This is a genomic window from Aquiflexum sp. (assembly GCF_041749095.1).
Lineage (GTDB): Bacteria > Bacteroidota > Bacteroidia > Cytophagales > Cyclobacteriaceae > Aquiflexum.
The window spans coordinates 1-21000 of record NZ_JBGTCA010000332.1 but is presented as its reverse complement, the minus strand read 5'-3'; the positions used below and the strand labels follow the sequence as shown (position 1 = coordinate 21000).

Below are 21000 nucleotides of genomic sequence, written 5' to 3'. Positions count from 1 at the left end.
GGCCATAAAAACACCCGGGAAAATAATCCTGCTCATGGATGACCTGGCTGAACTGGCACCCAAAATCCTCAAACTTGAAGAAAAAAAAGACAAACCATCTTTAAATCAACAGTTTATGTGCTTAGCCTGACGGCTATGGCCAGCCCACAGGAACTCCGTTGATATGGACTACATCTTTCCCTGTGAATATTTGAACCACTCCAGGCATTCCCATAGCTTCATCAATATCCACACGTATAATTTTGGCATGGGCATAAGGACTCCTTACAAAAGCGGCATATGTTTGCCCAGGTAAAACGATATCATCAGTAAATCTGCCTTTACCTGTAATAAACCTTTTATCTTCTACCCGTTTTACGGATTGTCCGATCATTCCATTTGTCGCGCTCATACGGGTACCTCCTTCATTTTTTCAGCAGCCTGCATAATTGACTTTACTATGTTGTGATATCCGGTGCAGCGACACAAATTACCCTTTAGAGCATCCTGTATACTTTCTTTTGAAAGATCAGATAGCTCATTCAAAAAATCAGCTGCTGTCATGATCATTCCAGCCGTGCAGAATCCACACTGAAGGCCGTGATTATCTCTGAAGGCTTCCTGCAGGGGATGCAGTTCATCCTTCATCGCCAATCCCTCAATGGTCAATACTTCACAGCCATCTACCTGCACCGCTAGCATATTACAGCTTTTGGAGGCTTTACCATCAACATGTATGGTACATGATCCGCAAACACTGGTTTCACATCCAATGTGCGTACCCGTAAGCCTCAGTACATCCCGCAGGTAATGTACAAGCAACAATCTTGGTTCAACCTCATGTTGATACTCCACTCCATTAACTTTTACGTGAATTTCCATACCTTAAAATTTAATTTATAATTATTATATAAGACAATTTTTAATCATAATTCGTGAATCATATCCTTATGGTACTCTTAAAAATTTTAAAAAGAATCATTAATACATTATCTTACTTATAGCTGTTTGTTAATGCAAGTTCGTTTTGAAGGTTATCGAAAAACTGTTTGGTGAGTGTATTAGCGATTCCGCCAACTAAACGCTGACCTACCCGAGCCAACATACCCGAAAGTTTGATATTTCCGTCAAATTTGATTTCAGTTTGACTGTCATCTATAGGAGCCAAATTAATCAGGATATCAGCGTTGGCATTTCCCATTTTACTTTGCTGAAGTGTTCTAAGTGTAAAGCTTTTTTCCTCGACGATATCCTCAAGTTGTAGATTTCCTGAAAAGTTGCCATTTATCGGACCGATCTTGATGTTAAACGAAGCTTGATAACATACCTCAGAAAACTTTTCAAGACTTGATATGTTTGGGAGCACTTTTGCCAAGCAAACAGGGTCCATCAACATTTTCCATAAGGATGAAATATCTGCATTTACAATTTGGTTTCCTTTAAGAAGCATAGATGTGGGGGCTATATATTTTAATTATTATGATTAGTTTATATTCTCAAATGCAAGATTTTATTTAAATATCTTAACAAAGGGGTAAAAATATCAATACTAACACTTTTAAATTAGGGGAATAACTATGCTATTAAATTAGTGATTTTCAATTAATTATGCAATTTTATTTTGTAATTTATTTTACAGATAAGTATTGAAATTGAAAACTTCTCTTTGCAGTACAAATTTGTTTATACACTATAGTATCCCTTAAGCTATCGGGGTAAACCTTGGTACCCTTAAGTTTTACAAACCCCGGTTGTAATTAATATATTCAGTCGGGTTTTTACCTGTAAAATGACATAAGTCCCTTATCAAATGGGCCTGATCATAAAAACCTTCGCAATAAATTTGCCCTTCAAAATATGTTTGATAGACATACAAAGCCTTTAAAATGAACTCAAAATCTGAAATGAAGCTATTATTTATGTTTAATAATGTTAATTTTATATATCAGGCTTAATACAGTATGAGATGTTTCATAGATGAGCCATGCAACTACTACCGCTATTTTACAATCTGCTGAAAAAAAACATTCACATTTAAAACTTTTATAGCATGAGATATTTATTAATTATCGTAGGTCTGATAATTTTTCAGCCCGGTTATGGCCAGTTATCCAAGGGAATCAAAGCCGGATTAAGTGCCTCTACAATAGAGATCAATGAAATCAGGGATGGCTCCGTATTTAAAGGAGGAGAATCTGTAACCGGGTATCATGCCGGTGTATTTGCTAGGCATAATATGGGAATGTTCTTTATACAGCCGGAAATAATTTTCACCTCATCCGGAGGAAAAATAAACGTCACACCACCACAAAATTCCACTACAATGCCCAATCCCTATGACCTGGAAATCACTTACAATAAGATCGATGTACCTATTTTGGTTGGAATAAAGATTGCAAACCTTATAAGGTTTCAGGCGGGTCCCACAGGAAGTTATTTGCTTTCTTCAGAACAAAAAAATTCTGCTACGGGGGCTATAACTGATGTTTTGGCAAACTATAATCAATTTTCCGTCGCTTATCAAGCAGGAGTAGGATTGGATCTTGACAAATTCACGCTGGATTTAAGATTTGAAGATAATTTAAGCGATTTCGGTGATAAAGTAGGAAATTTCAATACTGATCAGAGAAACAAACAATTCTTGCTTAGCATAGGGATGATATTTTGAATCTCTGGTAGAAAGAACCCCCAAAGGTTTGTAAAAAAGTCCGGATTTTGATTTTTGAACGAAAAAACCGGACTTCAAACTAAGTTTGTTCTTTTGGTTATGAACTGGGTACCGACTATGATTAAATTTCCAGCAAACATGCAACTTAGGAGCATCAATACTTCACTTTTCCTTTTCCAATTTCTCCTCTCTGCAATTCATCCCAAATGTGGACTCCACCGCATCATACCATTCTTCATCCGTTTGGGCATTCCAATCCACCCACTGTTCATCAGTCATGGATGCCCGCCAGCCCAAAAATGGTTCGGCTGTGGGTCCTACAGGATGTTTTAATTGCCATGTTTCACTTTCAACGATTTCAAGTATTTTGTCTGAGACCATAGCTGCAGGTGTCGGGGTTTTAAGTGATTCGGCAAACAAACTCCCAAAACGTCGTACCTGAGGATAGAGGGAGTTGTTCTTTTCCGTTATAGCCACTGCCATTTCAGTATTAATAATACCTGGTTCAACGAGAGAAACCCGGATATTATAGGGTTTTACTTCTTGTGCCAATGATTCGGTAATAGATTCCAGTGCAAATTTACTGGCACTATATGCGCTTAATGGCGTACAGGCAATTTTCCCGGAGATTGAACTGATATTTATGATGCAGCCATTTTTTTCTTGTCGCATTTTGGTCAATACAGCCTTTATACATCGGACCGCACCAAAATAATTGGTTTCCATCACTGCTTTGATGTCAGCCATCGGCATTTCCTCTATTGAACCATGTCGCTCAATGCCCGCATTGTTGACAAGTACATCAATATGGCCATGCTCATTCATGATAGCATCAATGCATTGCGCTACGGATTCATCAGAATCAACATCCATTTGATACATGGTAATTGCCAAGGATTCGTGCTTGATTAGTTGCTTAAGATCAGAGGCTTTTTCCAGGTTTCGCATGGCTGCAAACACTTTGTGGCCGGCACGGCCGAAGGCGAGGGCAGTTTCCATCCCGATTCCCCTATTTGTTCCCGTAATTAAGATAGTTTTCATGATGATTTTGTTTATGGTTAAATGATTCAAAAAGACAAAAATATCTTACCTCTAAAACTAGCCAATTGCCTTTCATACCTGTTAGTACACTTGTTTCAAATTATGGTACATTGGTTGCATCTTGTTGACTCTCAGGTAAAATAATCTGTTATGATCACGAGAACCAATATAGAAATTGATGGAGGAAGCCATGAATATCACCGGCCACCATATCAAAAATGACACTGTGGAAGCCATTTTAAAATTAATTATCGAACTGAATCCTTAGGTAAATATCAAAAATGTCAAGAGTAAATTAAAATTAGAAGCTGATCTTAAATAAATGTATTTGGAATAATGATTCCGGTAACCTTAAAATATTTTTCGCAAATATTTAAATTGCCCGTATCCGAACGATAATGTCCGAATTTTGCTCCCGTATTTTGGTGGGGAGAGTTAATGGGACCTTCATAAGTAGATTAAATCCGGCATCGATCTGGAAGAGGGCATGTCCCGAGTTCTTGGAATAAAGGCAATGCTTACACAACTTTAATATGGTTGACAAAATTTGATACAAATATTGGTCAGTATCTTGATATGGTCATTATTCTCTTACCCCTGTTTCTGATAATAGTTGGAAGTAAGAAATTCCGTAATCATGGACCGAAACTAACATTTTTAAAATACAGCTGTCAGTATGGAAGTGATAAGAGTTGATAATATTTCAAAAAAATATGGTTCAGTCCAAGCTACTTCCAAACTATCTTTGAATGTGCGGATAGCGGCACAATCTCACTTTTCGATCATCAACTTACATCCCAATTCGAGCAATGGAATAAAATCGGTTATTTGGTAGAAACACCATACTCGTACCCCAACCTTTCTGTTTACGAAAACCTGAAAGTGATTTACAAACTGAGAGAACTTACCCGTCCAATTGCTATCGACAGTATTATTGAAAGTTTAAAACTCACAAAATACAGAAACACCAAAGCCAATCAACTCTCTCTGGGGAATCAGCAACGATTAGGACTTGCGAAAGCACTTATACATAGTCCGGAACTTTTAATACTTGACGAGCCGATAAATGGATTAGACCCCGAAGGAATTGTGGAAGTTCGTGATCTATTAACAGAACTTGCAAAAAATGGGTCGACTGTTTTTCTATCAAGCCACATCCTTGGCGAAATATCCAAAATCGCTAATCGTATAGCCATTATACACGAAGGGAAATTGATAAAAGAAATAACCACACAGGAGTTGTCAAACCAAATCATTAAGAAAATATTGGTGCAAACAGCCGACAATCAAAAAGCAATTCAGCACTTGCTAAATCTAAATTATTCGGCTGTACATAAAAATTCAAATGAAATAGAAATTACCAATATAGAAGCACTTGAACATCCCGAACACATCACAAAACTTTTGACGGAAAATGGACTGCCGCCCAAACAAGTTTATCTGTTTTCGGAAGATTTGGAAATGTTTTTCCTGCGTGCTATAAAAGAGAATTTGTAATGAAACAGCAAATACGGGCAATACAAGCTGAGCTTATAAAAGTCAAACACTCCTATTTCATTTTGGCAACTTTTGTTGCATTTGGTATAGCGCCAATTATGGGCGCAGTGTTTACCCTTATTTTGCAGGATAGCGAAGCATTGGAAAAAGCCGGTGGGCTTGCTGCCAAAGCTAAAGCAATGGACTTTGAAGCAAATTGGAGATCCTATATCGACTTATTGACACAAGCTGTTGGTGTTGGAGGAGTTCTGGTTTTTGGATTTGTAGCAAGCTGGATTTTTGGGCGTGAATACTCAGACGGAACAGCAAAAGATTTGCTTTCTCTTCCGACTCCCCGAACTAAAATTTTGAATGCAAAATTTTTATTGTACGGATTTTGGTGCGTAGCGCTTGTTTTGTCAAACCTATTGGTTGGATTACTACTTGGGACAATTTTACAACTGTCCATGATCAGTACAGACTGGTTAGCGCTATCGCTGACAGACTATTTTATTACAACCATCTTGACAATTATTGTTGGAGTTCCTATCGCGTTTTTTGCGCTATATGGCAAAGGCTATCTTGCACCCTTGGGCTTTGTTGCATTGACTCTGGTATTTTCCCAAGTAATAGCAGCAACAGGTTACGGTACATATTTTCCTTGGTCAGTTCCGGGACTTTATAGTGGAGCCGGCGGAGAATATAAAAATTCATTGGACAATTTTAGTTATACCATTTTGATAATGACCTGTATTGCAGGTTATTTCGCAACGACAATTTATTGGAAATTAGCGGATCAAACTAAATAAAACCTAAGGTTTAGGTGATTTATAAATAACGTTAAAGTATTTTTCGCAAATAATTAAAAATGCCCGTACCCGAACGATAATGACCGAATTTTGCTTCTATTTTTTTATAAAGAGTGCTAATGGGCATAATATAAGAAGATAATTTCTGGCATTGATCTAGAAGAAGTCAGGGTAGATTTCCAAAGAAATATACGCCATGATAAAACATTACCTCTTCATTGCCATCAGAAATATCCGGAAGAGCCTGTGATTTTCATTGATCAACTTTTTGGGATTATCCATAGGGCTTTCCATATCCATCGTCGTTTTGCTATTTGTCCAGTTTGAGTGGAGTTTTGATAAGTTTCATGACAAGGGGGAGCGTATCTACCGATTGAAAAGATTTGAGATGTTTGATGATGGCATGGCCCAATCTTTTTCCACGCCATTTTTGCTTAAGGAGGTGGTACAGGATGAGTTACCACAAGTCCAGAAAGCTACCCGGTTAATGCAGTCCAGTAGGGCCATCAAACTTCCCGACAATACCGAAAACAGGCAGGCCATTACTTTTGTAAGTCCTGAATTTTTGGAAATATTTGATTTTGGGCTTAAGGAAGGAGAAAGGGCACCACTTTTTTCAGGGAAATATGATATTATTCTTTCCGAAACAGCCGCAGAACGTTATTTCGGGGATGAACCTGCTATGGGTAAGGTAGTGGAAATGCAATTGATAGATGAATTTATTCCGTTTACAGTTAGAGGGATAATGGAGGATGTCCCCGATAATTCCAGTATTGCGGTTGAAGTTTTGATATCGGATGCTTTGGTCAGAGACATGCAGTCTGATGCATCTTTAAACAATTGGTTTAATGTCAATACAGAAACATACGTGATGACCAATTCTCCTGAGGACAAGGAGGCTTTAATATCAGGTATGGAGTCAATGATGCAGCGTGCTTTAGGAAATAACTATAAACCCGGCTTTTATTATTTTGAGCCATATTCATTGGATGATATCCACTTCCATACTGGAGAAAATCCCGGTAATATAAGGGTTACCAACCCCCAGATGCTGTACGTGCTACTGGCTTTGGGCCTGATCATTTTAGTGCTTGGATCGATCAATTTCACCACTATGGCTATAGGTAAAGCTGTGGTAAGGGCCAAGGAAGTGGGGGTGAGAAAATCCCTTGGTGCTGAAAGAAAGCAACTGGCTCTACAGTTTCTTTTCGAATCAATGGTCATTACCCTGTTTTCTTTCATAATGGCAATAATTCTTTCCATACTGCTACTCCCACAATTCAACACCCTTTTCAACACCAACCTCACCATCGGCTATTCCTGGGCACAGATGGGATTAATGATCACCTTGCTGGTATTGCTAACAGCCATGGCGGGGGGCTTCCCGGCATTCTATATGTCCGGCATGAGGACTATCAACGTTCTGAAGGGAAATTATTCAATTAGCTTTGGAAAGCAAGGTTTGAGGAAAGGCCTGGTGGGCTTTCAGTTTTTCCTTTCCTTCTTAATGATCTCCTGTACATTGGTGATGCACCATCAAATGGATGTGTTGAAAAACCATGATTTAGGCTTTAAAGGAGATCAGGTTTATGTAGTGCCGGTAGTTGCTGAATCATCCGGAAGCTTTGATGGAAGGTTGAAAACCACCTTTGAGAAAGCCAATATCTATAGGGAAAGGTTGCTGGAAAGGACTGATGTGGCGGATGCTGCATTATCTGTTTCTCTTTTCGGCAATGGTGACTGGTGGAGAGCTGGTTTTACCAATTCGGATGGCAAACAGTTTTTCTTTCAGCTCAATTTCGTGGTGGGGGATTATCTCAATACGATGGGAATGGAAATAGCTGAAGGCAGAAATTTTTATGATAACATCACTTTGGATTCCGGTGCCATAATGGTCAACCAAAAGTTTGCCGAACAAATCGGATGGAATAGCCTAGAGGAAGCAAGTTTGCCACCCAGCGCAAACTTTGCTTCGCATGAGGTGATTGCCATTCTTGAGGATTTTCACCATGCATCCCTTTACGAAGAAATAGCCCCGGTCTTGATTTCGAAAAATCCACGGTTGATTTTGGAAGGTATCAATGATATAGAAATCAGCAGGAGCAGTGCAATGGTTTTGGTCAGAAGTAACCAAGCAGATTCTGAACTATTCCTGGCCATGTTGGAAGAGGAATATAACAAGGTTTATCCCGGTGAAAATTATGCATTTTATCTATTCAATGAGTTTGTATTTGAAGCCTACCAAAATGAGGAAAGGTTAGGCCGAATGGTCACTTATACCGCACTGTTGGCTGTATTAATTGCCATAATGGGTTTGCTTGCCTTTACTGCCATGACCATTGCGGGGAGGTTGAAAGAAATCGGTATCCGAAAAGTGCTTGGCGCTTCTTCCAGATCCATTACCTGGATGTTTAATAAGGAGTTTTTAACCATAACCCTGGTTGGTATCCTATTGGCCATACCTACAGGCATGTGGCTGATGCATGATTGGTTGCAGCAATTTGCAGTGAGGGAATGGCCCGGCTTATTGACCATAGGCATAACTATCCTTGGTGGACTGGCATTGACGGCCTTGTTGGTTAGTCTTCAATCCCTGTCAGCCTCATGGATCAATCCGGTCAAAACTCTTAAAAGTGAGTGAGGTTTTAAATATGTAATTTTTGAACGGCATCTTTGTAGTAGGATCTACCAATGGGAACATTTTTGCCTTTAATTCCTACTTGGGAAGAAGACCAGTAGTCAACCTGTTCTAGATTTATTATAAAGGACCTGTGAACCCTTAAAAAACCTTTTTCTTTAAGCTTCAATTCCAGATCACTGATTTTTTGTAGAACTTTTATTTCCTGATTTTTGGTGACAATCTTAGAATAATCTCTCTGGCTTTCAATGAAAAATATATCTTTTAAAAGTACTTTGTGATTGATTTTGTCTTTTTGGAAAAATAAAAATTCATCGGCTTTTATCTCCTGTATTGCTGCTGTGTTCGGCTGTTTTAATCTTTTTGCTTTATCAATAGCTTTTAAAAATCGTTCAATTGGAATAGGTTTCAAAAGATAATCTACTACATCGAGCTCAAATCCATTTAAAGCAAACTCACGGTAAGCAGTAGTCAGTATCACTAAAGGAGGAACCTTTAGTGCTTTGATCAAATCAATACCACTGAGTTTTGGCATTTGTATATCCAGAAAAATTAAATCTACCGGGGCATCTTGTATGGCCTGAAATGCCTTCAAAGGATTTGTAAAAGTACCTTTTATGTCAACTAAATCAGAAGCTTCAATATAGGATTGTAAGACCTCTATTGCCAAAGGTTCATCGTCAATGATATAGCATGTCAGCTTCATTTTTTTTCAAACAAATTGTCTATTGAATCTACCAATGGATCCGCAAATGATAAATATGAACATAAATAGAACCTTTGGAGATCCTTCGTGCCTCAGGATGACGGCTGCCTAGCTGGTAACTTGATGTCATTACTTTTCTGAATATTTTAATAATGTTGGGGACTCGGATGGAACCTTCGGATCTTTTTTGACAAAATTATCTTTACTCAAAGCTCCTTTCTTTTCTGTTATAATTTTCAATTCAACACTAAAGCTGTCTCCCTTATCTATATGGTTCATAAAGTAATTTTTTTCTCCATAGATTAATTCGAGTCTTCTTTTTAAATTTTGGAGACCTATCCCGCCGTGCGTTTCTGCTTCAGTTAGGGTTAAAGGATCTTTACTATTCTGGACCTTCAAGTATAGAGAACTATCTTTAATTGTTATTTCTATGTCTACCCAGACTTCTTCCAAAACGTTATTTGCTCCATGCTTAAAACTGTTTTCTATCAAGGGAAGAATCAGTAAAGGTGGTACGTTTAAGCTAGTCGGGTCTCCTTGGACACGATATGTAAGGTTAAGTCGATCGCCAATTCTGATTTTTTCCAATGAAATATAAGTTTCTATAAGCGCTATCTCCTTTTCTAATGGAACCATCTTTTTATTACTTTCATAAAGGAGGTAATTTAAGAGTTGTGAAATTTTCAGGACAACCTCGCTTGCCTGTGCGGACTTTTTTAAAGTTAATGCGTAGAGGCTGTTTAAGGTGTTGAACAGGAAATGTGGGTTGATCTGGGATTTTAGAAATTTAAGTTCTGCTTCAACTTTTTCTTTTTGGAGGTTCTGATGTTTTCTGTCCTGTTCATACCAATGTTTCAAAACTTTTATCAAAGCCACCACTACAACGATGGGGTATATGCTGATCACGGTTTTGAAAACCAGTGCAGTTCGTGGATATAGGGTAAAATAAGTCTGTTCGGGTTCGATGAACCTGCCTATAATTTCACTATGAAAAAGTCTCTGAAGAAAACCGGCGATTAGAAGCGTGATGGCTAGGGTAGCCATGAATAACCAGATCTTTTTTGTAAATAAATACCGGGGTATTAGAAAGTACGCAACAAAGTATGAAGCAAGAATTTTTACCGGTAAATCATACAATTCCCATTTAAAAGGGTGTAAAAAGTCTTGCCTCATGTACCCAAAAAGAAAAGTATGGTACAGAAGGTAAGATAGCCAGAATGACAAGTGAAGAATTATTCTCCTCGCATGAAAGATGGTATTGGTATCAAAATAATTCATAGGCTTCTTTAGCCTTCAATTTATTGAAAATATGGATTATTTAAAAGCTGTTCCTACCAATGACTATTCAACCCTGCTGAATGACAGGTGTAAGGTTATTAATGGCTTTGGTAGTGTAAAATGATCTATGTGTCAGGTTACGTGGGTTGTGGATATGAGACGCTTTTAGGAGGAAAAATGAAATAATAAATTTATCCAAATAGAATCTTTTGTATCATTTTAATCCCAATATCATGAACTACATTAAAATAGGATTACTCGTTTTAATACTCCATTTCACTACCGGCTGTTCTAATCAGTCTAAGCTGGAGGCACAATCTACTCAAAATAATAAACGTATAGGGGGTGGTTGTGATGGTTGTGAGTTAATCTATGCCGGAATACCGGAAAAAATTACTTCTACAGACACAAGTGCGGCATGGAATCAAAAGGGTCAAAAATTGATGGTAACAGGAACTGTTTATCAATTAGATGGAAAAACACCTGCTCCAAACGTAATTGTTTATTATTACCAAACGGATGTAACCGGTTATTATCCTGTAAAGGCAGGGATGGATGAGTATATTAAAAGACACGGTTATGTAAGAGGATGGGTCAAATCGGATGAAAATGGAAACTATGCTATATTCACCAACAGGCCTGCACCTTATCCGGGTCGGGAAGTCCCGGCCCATATTCATGTAGTAGTCAAAGAGCCAAATAATAACAATGAGTATTATATAGATGATTTTGTTTTTGATGATGATCCCATGGTGTTCCTTGAGAAAAAGAAAAAACCTTTTGAAAACCGTGGGGGAAATGGAATATTGCACCCTCTTGTTTCAGGTGACCTGCAAATCGCTGAACACAATATCATATTAGGTTTAAATGTTCCAAACTATCCTGAAAATATTGAAGACCAAAAAGTTTCAGGTTTACCGGTTGGAGAAGATAGCCCTTCTTTTATGCCTTTTCATGCTTGGGGACCTGATAAAGGAAAGAGGGTTTGTCCTGTTTGTAAATATGGCAGATACCATGGGGTAGTCTATTTTGTAGGGAATAATCCAATGTGGGATGAAATCAAAACATGGCTCATTTATCTGGAAAATGAAAGTATAGCGCGAAATAAATACCTGAAAGTTTTTTTTGTTTATGGTAATGAAAGTAAGTTTAACAAAGCAATCAGAGAAAAAGAACTGGAGCACATAGGAAAAGAACTGAATATCAGAAATACCGCTTTGACATTCGTCCCATCATTATCTGATGCAGATTCTGAGGTAAATCTTTATAAAATCAATCCTTCAGTTGAAAATACATTCATTATATACCGGCACCGGGCGATTATTGATAAATTCATTGATCTCAAGCCATCACCTGAAAGCTTCCACTTAATATCCCAAACATTGGATAAGACAAAAAGTGAATACTTTGATTTGCGGGAGTCTTGGAATCATTAATGGATCAAGATGAAATTGAAAAAGGGATCTGAATCTGTGATAAGTAGGGATCAATTGTGTCCCACGGTAAGCACTGACTGACAGTATTAGAATGAATATCAGGGCTGTTGAGATAGTCACTATGCTAAGATGAATTCGATACGTCAAAGTTGCTCCCGCTCAGTTATTGCATATTCGACAAAATTTATTCTGTTTTCAGGTTTTTAACTGGGTTTTGCAGGGCTGTTTTAAGTCCCTGAATGCAAACGGTTGTGATTGCTATTACCAAAGTTGCTACACAGGCAAGGGCTATGACCCACCACTCAACAGTAATTCTATAAGTGAAATTTTCAAGCCATTTATTTACTGCAAAGAGAGAAATTGGAATTGCTATAAAAATCGAAACAGTAACCAGCAAAATAAAATCTTTGGACACCATGGCAAGGATTTTTGGTACTGTGGCCCCCATTATTTTCCGAATACCAATTTCTTTAGACCGACGCACCATAGAAAAAGCGGTAAGGGCAAAAAGGCCTAAACAGGCGAGAAGGATTGCAACCCCGGAAAAGGTAGTAAAGACACCTGCTATACTTTGTTCAGCTTTGTAAAGAGCCTTATAATTCTCATCGAGGAATTGATAATCGAAGGGGCGATGGGGAACTCTTTCTTTCCAGATATCTTCAATGGAAGCAAGGGTGGAAGGAATATTTGTTTCGTCCAATTTTATGAACATATAGTTGATAAGCCTCTTATCCATAAAGATTATTAAAGGTGAAATAGGCTCATGCAATGACCTGAAATGAAAATCTTTTACCACAGCTCTTACTATCCCTTCTCTTCCTTTTGAAACTTTTTTGCCTATAGCTTCTTCAGGAGTCCATCCGAGAGCTTGTGCTGCAGATTCATTTAAAATAAAAGTATATAAAATATTGTCCCCGTGGGTAATCGGATCTGCCATAGTAATGTCGTATGGCGTAAAATCCTCACCGGCAATAATCTGGAAATCCAGAGTTTCCACTATTTTTTCGTCCACTGGCATTGCATTTACAGAAATACTCTTGTTGTTTTCCAACTTAACGAAGGCATCACTCCATCCTACATGGGTAGGTTTTTCGTAAGCGCCGGCTATTGCTTTTACTCCTTCTATGTTTTCAAATTGAGCTTTTATGGCATCATAATTTCTCCTTATTTGAGAATCCACAGGGAGAACCAATACCTGTTCCTTGCTGTATCCCAGGTCACGATTCTGAATATAGTTCAGCTGCTGAAGGATGGCAACTGTAGCTATAATTAGGAAAATGGTAATGACGAATTGGAAAACAATTAAAGAATTTCTTAGTATGGGTGATCCTGTGAAAGAAAATCCGTTTTTCAGAACTTTGATCAATTTTCCCTGAGAAAGAATGAGTGCCGGATAAGCCCCCGCCAAGAGGGCTACTATGAAGGAAAGAACAATCAATAAACCAAAAGTGGTTGGTTCAAAAACCACGCTTGCATCTAGTTGTTTCCCGGCTAGCTGATTGAAAAAAGGCAGTAGAAGGACGAAGCTCACGAGTGAAAGTATCAGGGCGATTAACGTAAGATTAAATGCTTCTGAAATAAACTGAAAGAAGATATTCTTCCTTTCCGCCCCCATTGCTTTCCGCATTCCTACTTCTGTGCTTCTTCCCGAGGCCTGAGCAATGCTGAGGTTTGTATAATTCACACAGGCAATCAGTAAAATCAAGAAGGCCACTGCGCCTAAAATCCAAATATAGGTGAAGCTGCTATTGGGCTCAAATCCTTCGAATTTACCATATAGATGCACATCTTCCATGAGTTGAATATGATAAGTAAAATAGTTGCTCCCCTCTAATTTCATTTCCTCTTCACTAATCCGCTGCATATAGTTTGTTATTTTACTCTGCAGCGATTCGAGGCTTCCCGCTTCTTTCATTAATAAAAAAGTTATGTAATTGGCTTCACTCCACTTTTCATATTTGGCTGCATTCAGACAGGAGAAAGGAACTATAAAATCAAATTTGATCTGTGAATTATCGGGAACATTATCTGCAATTCCTGTTATTACATACTCCTTTTTTCCTCCAACTTTGAGGGTTTTTCCTACTGGGTCTTGTTCTCCAAAATATTTTGTAGCCATGGAACGGGTAATCACCATACTGTTTGGGTCACTAAGCACATTTTCTGCATTGCCCTTTAATAAGGGAAAAGAGAAAATTTTAAAGAAAGTAGAATCAGCATATAAAAAATTATTTTCTTCAAATTGTTGGCTTTCATAAGAAACCACACTGGCATTTTTAAGAAGTCGCACAAATGATTCGACTTCCGGAAATTTCCGGGAAAACTCCGGACCAACCCGGGTGCCTGTCAATGCTGTTTCTTCTACCGTACCATCAAAACTATATTCCCAAGTGACTCGGGTAATACGGTCAGAGTTTTCGTGGAATTTGTCATAATCCCATTCGTGCCCAATGTAAATACCGATTAAAAGACAACCTGTTAAGCCTATTGTCAATCCTGCAAGGTTGATTAGACTGTATAGTCTATTGTTTATTAGATGGCGCCAAGCAATTTTAAAATAATTAGATATCATAATCTTTTTTTTAAACTTTAAACTCTTTGAATTTCAGCGACTGTTATATCCTCACAGTATTACAGATGAATAGGTAATATACTAGATTCATGCCATTTCAAAAAGGCAAAGGAATCATCCGATTGGGCTATTGTCTCAAAAAAGTTGAAATATGTGGACAATTTCGTTCGAGTACGGGCAAATTATTTTTATTTTCTTCTACTATCTAAAGTTATTTAGCAACATGTGCCCTTCTTCCCGCAACTTGTAGTCGGTCGTTACATTGTCGTCATGGTGCCGCGGAACAGAATTTACCATCACGCCATCGTCATAACCTGCCAATGAATATTTTACCTTTTTTACTCTGGTAGGCGCTGCTGTTGAAGATTAGGTGACCAAAATCCAAAAAGATTAACCCTAAATGGGTGATTTTTGGTTGGAATTGGACCCTTACCTTAGTAACTGGGAACTGCGCCTCTATTTTCCAAAAAGTTCTTCCATGAGGTATTTTATTTAGTTGATAAAATATAAAAAGACAGAAGGTTTTACTTTCTGTCTTTTTTTTAGATATAGCTCAAAAAATCCACCAAAATGGGGGGTTAGTTTTTCCCTAAGATTTTTGAAACGTTCATATATATACATTGAGTGTCCGTTTATAATACCCATCATTTATCTAATTCATCCTTAAACGCCGGTAAGGGGGATTTTTTATTGGCTTCATTTTGGGAAGCTACTTTCATCAATCTTGAAGCCTTGATTTAAAGATCTGATCAAACCAAACCATTTTGAAAATGAATATTAAACCTATTACGATAATATTCGTAGGTTATTTCAATTCACATACATGGGTTTGGTACGCTGGCCATCATTCAATTTGTCAAAACATATATTCCCCTCTAATATGAATTTTATAAAAAGAATAGTTTTAATTGAGGATGATACTGAACTCAAGGAGCTTTATAAACTTATCCTGAAAAGTGTGGATAAGTATCAGTTTGTCAATGCTTATGAAAGTTGTGAAGAAGCATTTTCAAATCTGGCAAAGGACAAGCCCAACATTATTCTGATGGATATTAATTTATCAGGAGGGGTCAATGGAATAGAAGGGACAAAATATGTAAAGTCAAAATTTCCGCATATTGAAGTAGTGATAGTAACTGTCTATGATGATTCGGAATTGGTCTTTGAAGCTTTGAGGGCGGGTGCCTCTGGTTATATTACCAAAAGCTCCAACTATATAGAATTAATATCTTCGCTGGATGAGTTATCGAAAGGAGGTGCCCCTATGAGTTCCAAAATTGCCAGGCTGGTAATCAACAACTTCCATAGTAATCCCGATTCCCCTTTATCCCAAAGGGAAAAAGATGTATTGAAATTAATTGCGGAAGGAAAATCCTATTCGCAGATCGCGGATATCCTGTTTATTTCAAAAGAAACCTCCAAAACACATATTAAGAATATTTATTCCAAGCTGGAAGTAAACTCCAAATCTGATGCCATAGAACATGCAAAGGCTAAAAAGTATATATGACTTTTACATTAGAGTATGCCATTTGACCATTATCTCTTTATAGGCTAGAAGATGGAAGACCGAAGTCGGAAGACCCCTGCCTGCCGGAAGGTATGAATGTACCGGACATTTCAGCCTCCTACCAAGCACTATATCAAAATACTATTTTATAGGCATCATAGCCTAAATAAATATCTAATTTTCAAGCTTTTATCCGGATACCCACTAGACTTCCTTTTCTGCTTTTTAAAATCAGTTCGCCATTACAGCGAAGGGCCCTGTATTGGATATTTTTCATACCATTCCCCTTATGATTTATATTTGTTTCTATTCCGATGCCATTATCTTTCACCAGAAACAACAGGTGCGATCCACATTGTTTTATATTAAGTTGGGCTTCAGTGGCATTTGCATGTTTTAATACATTGGTCATTATTTCTTTCATTATCAGGAGTAAGTCCCTTACCATGTTTGGCTTTAGGAGTATGTTATTATGAATATCCAAGTTGCATTTAAACTGGACAGCAGAACCATCAAACAGCATTTCTCCAAAATCCCTTAATTGAATACTAAATTCCTCCAATCTGTTATTTTCCTGGTCCAGAGACCAAATAAAATCTCTTGTATCATGGTATAAGTTCTTAGCTGTATTCTCAATTTTCCCCATTGTTTCCTCACTTGTAGGAAAATTGTCCAATTCTATTTTAAGGACTGAAATCAGCGCTATGATTTTTGCAAGTTTATTACCTACCTCATCATGAAAATCCCTATGGATGTTTTTATATACTGTATTGAGTTCATCTTTTAAAAACTCCCTTTCGGAGACATTTCTTATGTTAAGCACATATCCTTGAATCTCATGTGAATTCCTGTAAATAACCTGTTTGCCCAATATTTCAACCAGAACTATTTTCTGTGTTATTCTATGCAATAGGGATAAAATAATGGGAGGGGAATGTTCTTCCAACTGGGTAAGGTATGAAGATAGACGTTGTGAAGAATGTGCATCAGGCAGAAGTTGGGATATTTGTGTTTTTATGAGGTCATCTGATGTAAACCCCAACATTTGCTCAACGCTGTCGGATATTAACTTGATGGAATAGTCAGGAGAGAGAAGGCAGACTATATCCTGTGTATTGGAAGATATTAACCTTACCTGGGACTGGAATAATTTTTTCTGTTCTATGGTTTTTGTGAGCTCTTTATTTTTATTATGCAGATCTAAGGTCCTATGATGGATTTGTTGTTCAAGGTTTTTATTGATCCGATTGATCTCTTTGGTGCGGGAATCCACCAAATGCTGAAGTTTGATATTATCGCGAAGTGTTTTCCTTTGAAACCATATATACCCCAAATAGACCATGACAACAAATGCAAAAGTCAGGGCAATGATGAATATAGGATAAAGCCAAAAAGGCTTTCTGATTTTAATTTCTATTGGAAGTGTGTAGATCCCATCATCACCTTGGCTATAAAGTATATTGGCCATAATGAGGTACTCTCCCGGAGGAAGATTGGTATATTGTACATTTCCCAGGTTCATGATAGGACCCCAATCATCTTCATATCCAAGTAATTTAAATCTTATGCGGGTATTTTTAGGATCATGAAAATTGGCGAGATTCACTTGAAAGCTCAGGTTGTTTTGGCTATGGGAAAGTAAAAGAGGTTTCTTTTGGATTTGGTAATCATGTATTGGAATTTCCTGATTGTTGACCATAAAATTTTTTAGAAAAGGTGGGTTTTTTGTCGTAAAGCTGTACTCACCTGAAATTTTAATAAGCCCTCCAACTGTTCCTACCAATAAATCACCGTTTGAAAGGTGGGAAAGTGAGTTATAGTTGACTTCGTGCTGTCGGATTCTTTCATCATACAATAAATAACTACCGTCCTGATAATGTCTTTCTACTCCCATTTCAGTACCTATGACCAAGCTGGTGTCGGATGCTATGGATACTGAATAGATGTTTTTGCCATGCTTACTATAGATTTCCCTCACTATGGAATGGTTCTTGAAATCGTATAGATAAAGGATGCCGGATGAGGTGCCCAGCCAAAAAATTTGATCTCCACTTGTTGTAATGCTGATTACTTTCCCTTTGAGACCTTTTAGCTCAAATTCCCGAATGCTTTTTAAATCAGTTTCATAAAGGTTAAAATAATCACCATAGACAATGTGGTTGTCATTTATCACATGAATTTGGAAAACATTTCTCACCTTAATTTCAGAACCATCATTAAAATCCCTTAGCAGATTGAAATCACTATCGAAAAGATATATTCCCCGCTGACTACCGACATATATTTGTTCTTTCCAAGTAACTATACTTGTGATCATGTTTTTATCAAAAACCTCATGGAAGTAGGCACTATAATTTTCCCTGCCATATTCTTTTTTTAGTATGAATCCATCTCCTCCAATATATAGGGTACCTGACGCTTCATCTACTCCGGAAAATAAAGTCCCGCCTTTTAAATTTTGCGGGATCTGAATGTGGGTGACCTGATCGTTTTCAAAATAATAAAGACCTTTGTTGGAAGTGATGAGAAATTTATCCAAAGACTTTTTTAATCTGAACACAGAGTATATCTGGCCTAATCCAGCCTCATCGATGGAATATTGGACAACATGGTCGTCATAAAGTTTATATAGTCCATGGCCATAAGTTCCAATCCAAATAATACCATCTTTTGTTTTGGTGATAACAGAAATGTCCATGTCAGTGAGTTTGGGAGCAGTATTTATTTTTCTGAGTCCTTCTTGGCTTAGGACAAATAAACCTTTGTTACCACCCATCCAGATACTTTGATCATCTTGATAAAATACAGTAAACAGTGCATCAGGGGGAGATGCGATTTTTTTAAGAATCTTGAATTCCTCTTTGTCCAAATAAGAAATATGACCGTCTTCTATAAGGACTAAAAATTCATCCAGATCAAAAACCTTTGCATTTCCACCGTTTGCTTGAAATACAGATTTGGGTTCATTGCCAAAAGGGTCTGAAATAATTTTCCCATCTCCAAGTATTGCCAATGTGATTTTATTTTTGAGGTGGATAACCTGGGTAATGGGTGAAGTGATGGGTAATTCGGAGACAGTATAATGATCCTTCAAACACTCAGCTATAAAATTACCTTTATAATTACTCACCAACATCCTATTGGGAGATAGCTGATAAAAATTTATAATTGGAGAGTCGTCCTTAAAAATCAATTCCAATGAGTCCAGCTTACTGTCCCATCTATATAATTCCCCCATTGTGATAAAATAGTGTTTATTATCTATTATTTTAAGTTTCCGTATTACAGGGAATTTGTCCATGTTTTCTGATATCATTGGAGAAAATCCCTGGCCTTCATAAGAGATGATGCCTGACCCAAAAGTGGCAAGCTGAAGCCGTCCCAAAAAATCCACCGCCAGGTCATTTACATAATTGGGAATTAACCCCTCTTTTTGGCCAAGGTGGACCAAAGGCAATTGATGTGAAGTAACTGGGGTTTGAACCTGAGCAATTGTAGCATTGAATAGGCATAGGAAACAACCTAGTGCTATGTTGAGGATGAATTGACAATCTTTCCCGGAGAACTTGTCCCGATTCATCAGGAGACGCAAAGACGCAAAGAAGGATATTTGAATCTTTTTGAAAGGGCGATAACCTTTAAACCACCGTTTTAGAGTTAACATAACACTAGTATCCAATTCATTAAATTTTTACATGTATGTACGGAATGATGCCAGTAAAATGGCAATTCAATATAATTCTTGCCAGGAAGCTTAAATGTCCAGTACATCGGACTTCCGACATCGGACTTCCAACCTGTTTGAAGTAGAATATTGGGTTATTGGCAAAGAAGCGTATATCCATTAATATTTAAGCATCTCGGTTTTTTTCATATTGTCCTTATACAAACAAAAATAAAATTACGTCATTTTAATATCCCCCAAATTGGGTGATTTTTGCATTAACAGCACATAAATCTGGCAGGTTTCTTTCTTTAATGCCTAAGTTAACAAAGTAGGGCTACTTTTAATTATCAGCAGTATCACCAAATTAGGGGTATTTATTTGGATAAAATTCCACGCTAATGGCGTGTTTTTTAAGCTCTATGCTCCTTCTATCTTCACATATAAATATTTACCGACAGAAACTAAACCAATAACCCAAATAATACAGATTATGAAAAAGTCAATCAAAATTGCAGTAATTAGTTTTCTTATGCTTTTCGGCAGTGCAAAAGCTAATGATGAAGGTACAGAAAAAACCCTATCCCAGGTGAAGAGCAAATACGAAAATGTAAAGGTTTATCAACAGGCCAGTACCTCTACGGAAATAGTTGCTATACTTGAAAAAGATGAAACGATAGGGTATTTCCGGGATACTATATTGAATGGAGGTGGATGGTCCATTGTGTATGTCAATGATCGTCCTGGATATGTGCTCAGTTCCGAAATTTATGTAGAACCCCAACTAGTCATTAAAAATAAAAGGAAAAAAAATAAACAGGCCAAGGGTGATGTGCTTGGCAAAGCAGGTCGTTAAGTTGAAAAAGAGAATAATTTAATCCTGGACATAAGCTGTGCAGGATTTTTTTTCGCCTTTATTTTTCCGTATTGAATAACCTTATATTGGGTTAGTGAATTTATGTTTTTATACCCCAATATGGGGGTTTTTAAGAGGTTGTGCATCATCTACTTTTAGACCCGTCAATGAAGGTCATTGATGACAACTAATCAATAATAATATTATGAAGAAAACTTTACTGCTATTTGTTGTAGTTCTGATGAGTATCTCGGGGTTAATGGCTCAGAGTAAAACCATCTCAGGGCGTGTAACTGCGCTCGATGCTGCAGATGGGTTGCCGGGAGTAAATGTCCTGGCCAAAGGCACGGCCATAGGTGCTGTTACA

Annotated in this window: 15 protein-coding genes; 7 read left to right on the top strand and 8 right to left on the bottom strand. The window is 37.5% G+C overall.

All coding sequences use genetic code 11. The annotated features are described in order from the left end of the window. Positions 1 to 133: 133 nt before the first annotated feature. The 3 genes from ACEW8O_RS15240 to ACEW8O_RS15230 all read right to left on the bottom strand — a co-directional run bounded on the left by ACEW8O_RS15240 (position 134) and on the right by ACEW8O_RS15230 (position 1429). Positions 134 to 391: a hypothetical protein gene (locus ACEW8O_RS15240; RefSeq protein WP_373495480.1), complete on the bottom strand. Its 258-nt coding sequence runs from the start codon at positions 389 to 391 to the stop codon at positions 134 to 136. Further along, the gene (locus tag ACEW8O_RS15235; protein ID WP_373495479.1) at positions 388 to 861 is read right to left on the bottom strand and encodes a (2Fe-2S)-binding protein; all 474 of its coding nucleotides are present in this window, start codon (positions 859 to 861) and stop codon (positions 388 to 390) included. Before ACEW8O_RS15235 ends, ACEW8O_RS15240 begins: the two co-directional genes overlap by 4 nt. A 112-nt stretch (positions 862 to 973) precedes the next feature. Next, positions 974 to 1429, bottom strand: a complete 456-nt coding sequence (locus ACEW8O_RS15230; RefSeq protein WP_373495478.1) for a CoxG family protein — start codon at positions 1427 to 1429, stop codon at positions 974 to 976. Positions 1430 to 2029: 600 nt separating this feature from the next. Between ACEW8O_RS15230 and ACEW8O_RS15225 the strand changes: the two genes are divergently transcribed. Then, a complete protein-coding gene (locus ACEW8O_RS15225; protein WP_373495477.1) occupies positions 2030 to 2647 on the top strand; it encodes a porin family protein in 618 nt (205 codons plus the stop codon). 162 nt (positions 2648 to 2809) lie between these two features. On the opposite strand, the gene ACEW8O_RS15220 is transcribed toward ACEW8O_RS15225, so the two are convergent. After that, a complete protein-coding gene (locus ACEW8O_RS15220; protein WP_373495476.1) occupies positions 2810 to 3688 on the bottom strand; it encodes an SDR family oxidoreductase in 879 nt (292 codons plus the stop codon). A 711-nt stretch (positions 3689 to 4399) separates the two neighbouring features. Between ACEW8O_RS15220 and ACEW8O_RS15215 the strand changes: the two genes are divergently transcribed. From ACEW8O_RS15215 to ACEW8O_RS15205, 3 genes are all read left to right on the top strand, one after another. After that, the gene (locus ACEW8O_RS15215; RefSeq protein ID WP_373495481.1) at positions 4400 to 5185 is read left to right on the top strand and encodes an ABC transporter ATP-binding protein; all 786 of its coding nucleotides are present in this window, start codon (positions 4400 to 4402) and stop codon (positions 5183 to 5185) included. Continuing rightward, positions 5185 to 5973: an ABC transporter permease gene (locus ACEW8O_RS15210; protein WP_373495475.1), complete on the top strand. Its 789-nt coding sequence runs from the start codon at positions 5185 to 5187 to the stop codon at positions 5971 to 5973. Before ACEW8O_RS15215 ends, ACEW8O_RS15210 begins: the two co-directional genes overlap by 1 nt. Positions 5974 to 6229: 256 nt before the next feature. Next, complete coding sequence (locus ACEW8O_RS15205; RefSeq protein WP_373495474.1) at positions 6230 to 8614, top strand: ABC transporter permease; 2385 nt, start codon at positions 6230 to 6232, stop codon at positions 8612 to 8614. A gap of 4 nt (positions 8615 to 8618) precedes the next feature. Here the strand turns inward: ACEW8O_RS15205 and ACEW8O_RS15200 are convergent, their stop codons facing one another. Next, positions 8619 to 9317, bottom strand: coding sequence for a LytR/AlgR family response regulator transcription factor (locus ACEW8O_RS15200; protein WP_373495473.1), 699 nt, complete (start codon positions 9315 to 9317; stop codon positions 8619 to 8621). A 129-nt stretch (positions 9318 to 9446) separates the two neighbouring features. Further along, a complete protein-coding gene (locus ACEW8O_RS15195; protein ID WP_373495472.1) occupies positions 9447 to 10361 on the bottom strand; it encodes a sensor histidine kinase in 915 nt (304 codons plus the stop codon). Positions 10362 to 10828: 467 nt separating this feature from the next. Between ACEW8O_RS15195 and ACEW8O_RS15190 the strand changes: the two genes are divergently transcribed. After that, the gene (locus ACEW8O_RS15190) at positions 10829 to 12031 is read left to right on the top strand and encodes an intradiol ring-cleavage dioxygenase (RefSeq protein WP_373495471.1); all 1203 of its coding nucleotides are present in this window, start codon (positions 10829 to 10831) and stop codon (positions 12029 to 12031) included. A 184-nt stretch (positions 12032 to 12215) separates the two neighbouring features. Here the strand turns inward: ACEW8O_RS15190 and ACEW8O_RS15185 are convergent, their stop codons facing one another. Continuing rightward, on the bottom strand, positions 12216 to 14603 hold the full coding sequence (locus ACEW8O_RS15185) for an ABC transporter permease (protein WP_373495470.1): 2388 nt from the start codon (positions 14601 to 14603) through the stop codon (positions 12216 to 12218). An 880-nt stretch (positions 14604 to 15483) separates the two neighbouring features. Here ACEW8O_RS15185 and ACEW8O_RS15180 point away from each other — a divergent pair. Next, on the top strand, positions 15484 to 16113 hold the full coding sequence (locus tag ACEW8O_RS15180) for a response regulator (RefSeq protein ID WP_373495469.1): 630 nt from the start codon (positions 15484 to 15486) through the stop codon (positions 16111 to 16113). Positions 16114 to 16294: 181 nt separating this feature from the next. Here ACEW8O_RS15180 and ACEW8O_RS15175 read toward each other — a convergent pair whose 3' ends face one another. Further along, positions 16295 to 19564: a triple tyrosine motif-containing protein gene (locus ACEW8O_RS15175; RefSeq protein ID WP_373495468.1), complete on the bottom strand. Its 3270-nt coding sequence runs from the start codon at positions 19562 to 19564 to the stop codon at positions 16295 to 16297. A gap of 706 nt (positions 19565 to 20270) precedes the next feature. Here ACEW8O_RS15175 and ACEW8O_RS15170 point away from each other — a divergent pair. Next, positions 20271 to 20633, top strand: coding sequence for a hypothetical protein (locus tag ACEW8O_RS15170; RefSeq protein WP_373495467.1), 363 nt, complete (start codon positions 20271 to 20273; stop codon positions 20631 to 20633). The last annotated feature ends 367 nt before the right edge of the window (positions 20634 to 21000 follow it).

Excerpts from the sequence above, each read along its gene's own strand:
- ACEW8O_RS15190 (WP_373495471.1), top strand. The coding sequence starts at position 10,829 with ATGAACTACATTAAAATAGGATTACTCGTTTTAATACTCCATTTCACT.
- ACEW8O_RS15195 (WP_373495472.1), bottom strand. The coding sequence starts at position 10,361 with ATGGCTACCCTAGCCATCACGCTTCTAATCGCCGGTTTTCTTCAGAGA.
- ACEW8O_RS15180 (WP_373495469.1), top strand. The coding sequence starts at position 15,484 with ATGAATTTTATAAAAAGAATAGTTTTAATTGAGGATGATACTGAACTC.
- ACEW8O_RS15220 (WP_373495476.1), bottom strand. The coding sequence starts at position 3,688 with ATGAAAACTATCTTAATTACGGGAACAAATAGGGGAATCGGGATGGAA.
- ACEW8O_RS15230 (WP_373495478.1), bottom strand. The coding sequence starts at position 1,429 with ATGCTTCTTAAAGGAAACCAAATTGTAAATGCAGATATTTCATCCTTA.
- ACEW8O_RS15225 (WP_373495477.1), top strand. The coding sequence starts at position 2,030 with ATGAGATATTTATTAATTATCGTAGGTCTGATAATTTTTCAGCCCGGT.
- ACEW8O_RS15170 (WP_373495467.1), top strand. The coding sequence starts at position 20,271 with ATGAAAAAGTCAATCAAAATTGCAGTAATTAGTTTTCTTATGCTTTTC.
- ACEW8O_RS15240 (WP_373495480.1), bottom strand. The coding sequence starts at position 391 with ATGAGCGCGACAAATGGAATGATCGGACAATCCGTAAAACGGGTAGAA.
- ACEW8O_RS15235 (WP_373495479.1), bottom strand. The coding sequence starts at position 861 with ATGGAAATTCACGTAAAAGTTAATGGAGTGGAGTATCAACATGAGGTT.
- ACEW8O_RS15200 (WP_373495473.1), bottom strand. The coding sequence starts at position 9,317 with ATGAAGCTGACATGCTATATCATTGACGATGAACCTTTGGCAATAGAG.
- ACEW8O_RS15210 (WP_373495475.1), top strand. The coding sequence starts at position 5,185 with ATGAAACAGCAAATACGGGCAATACAAGCTGAGCTTATAAAAGTCAAA.
- ACEW8O_RS15185 (WP_373495470.1), bottom strand. The coding sequence starts at position 14,603 with ATGATATCTAATTATTTTAAAATTGCTTGGCGCCATCTAATAAACAAT.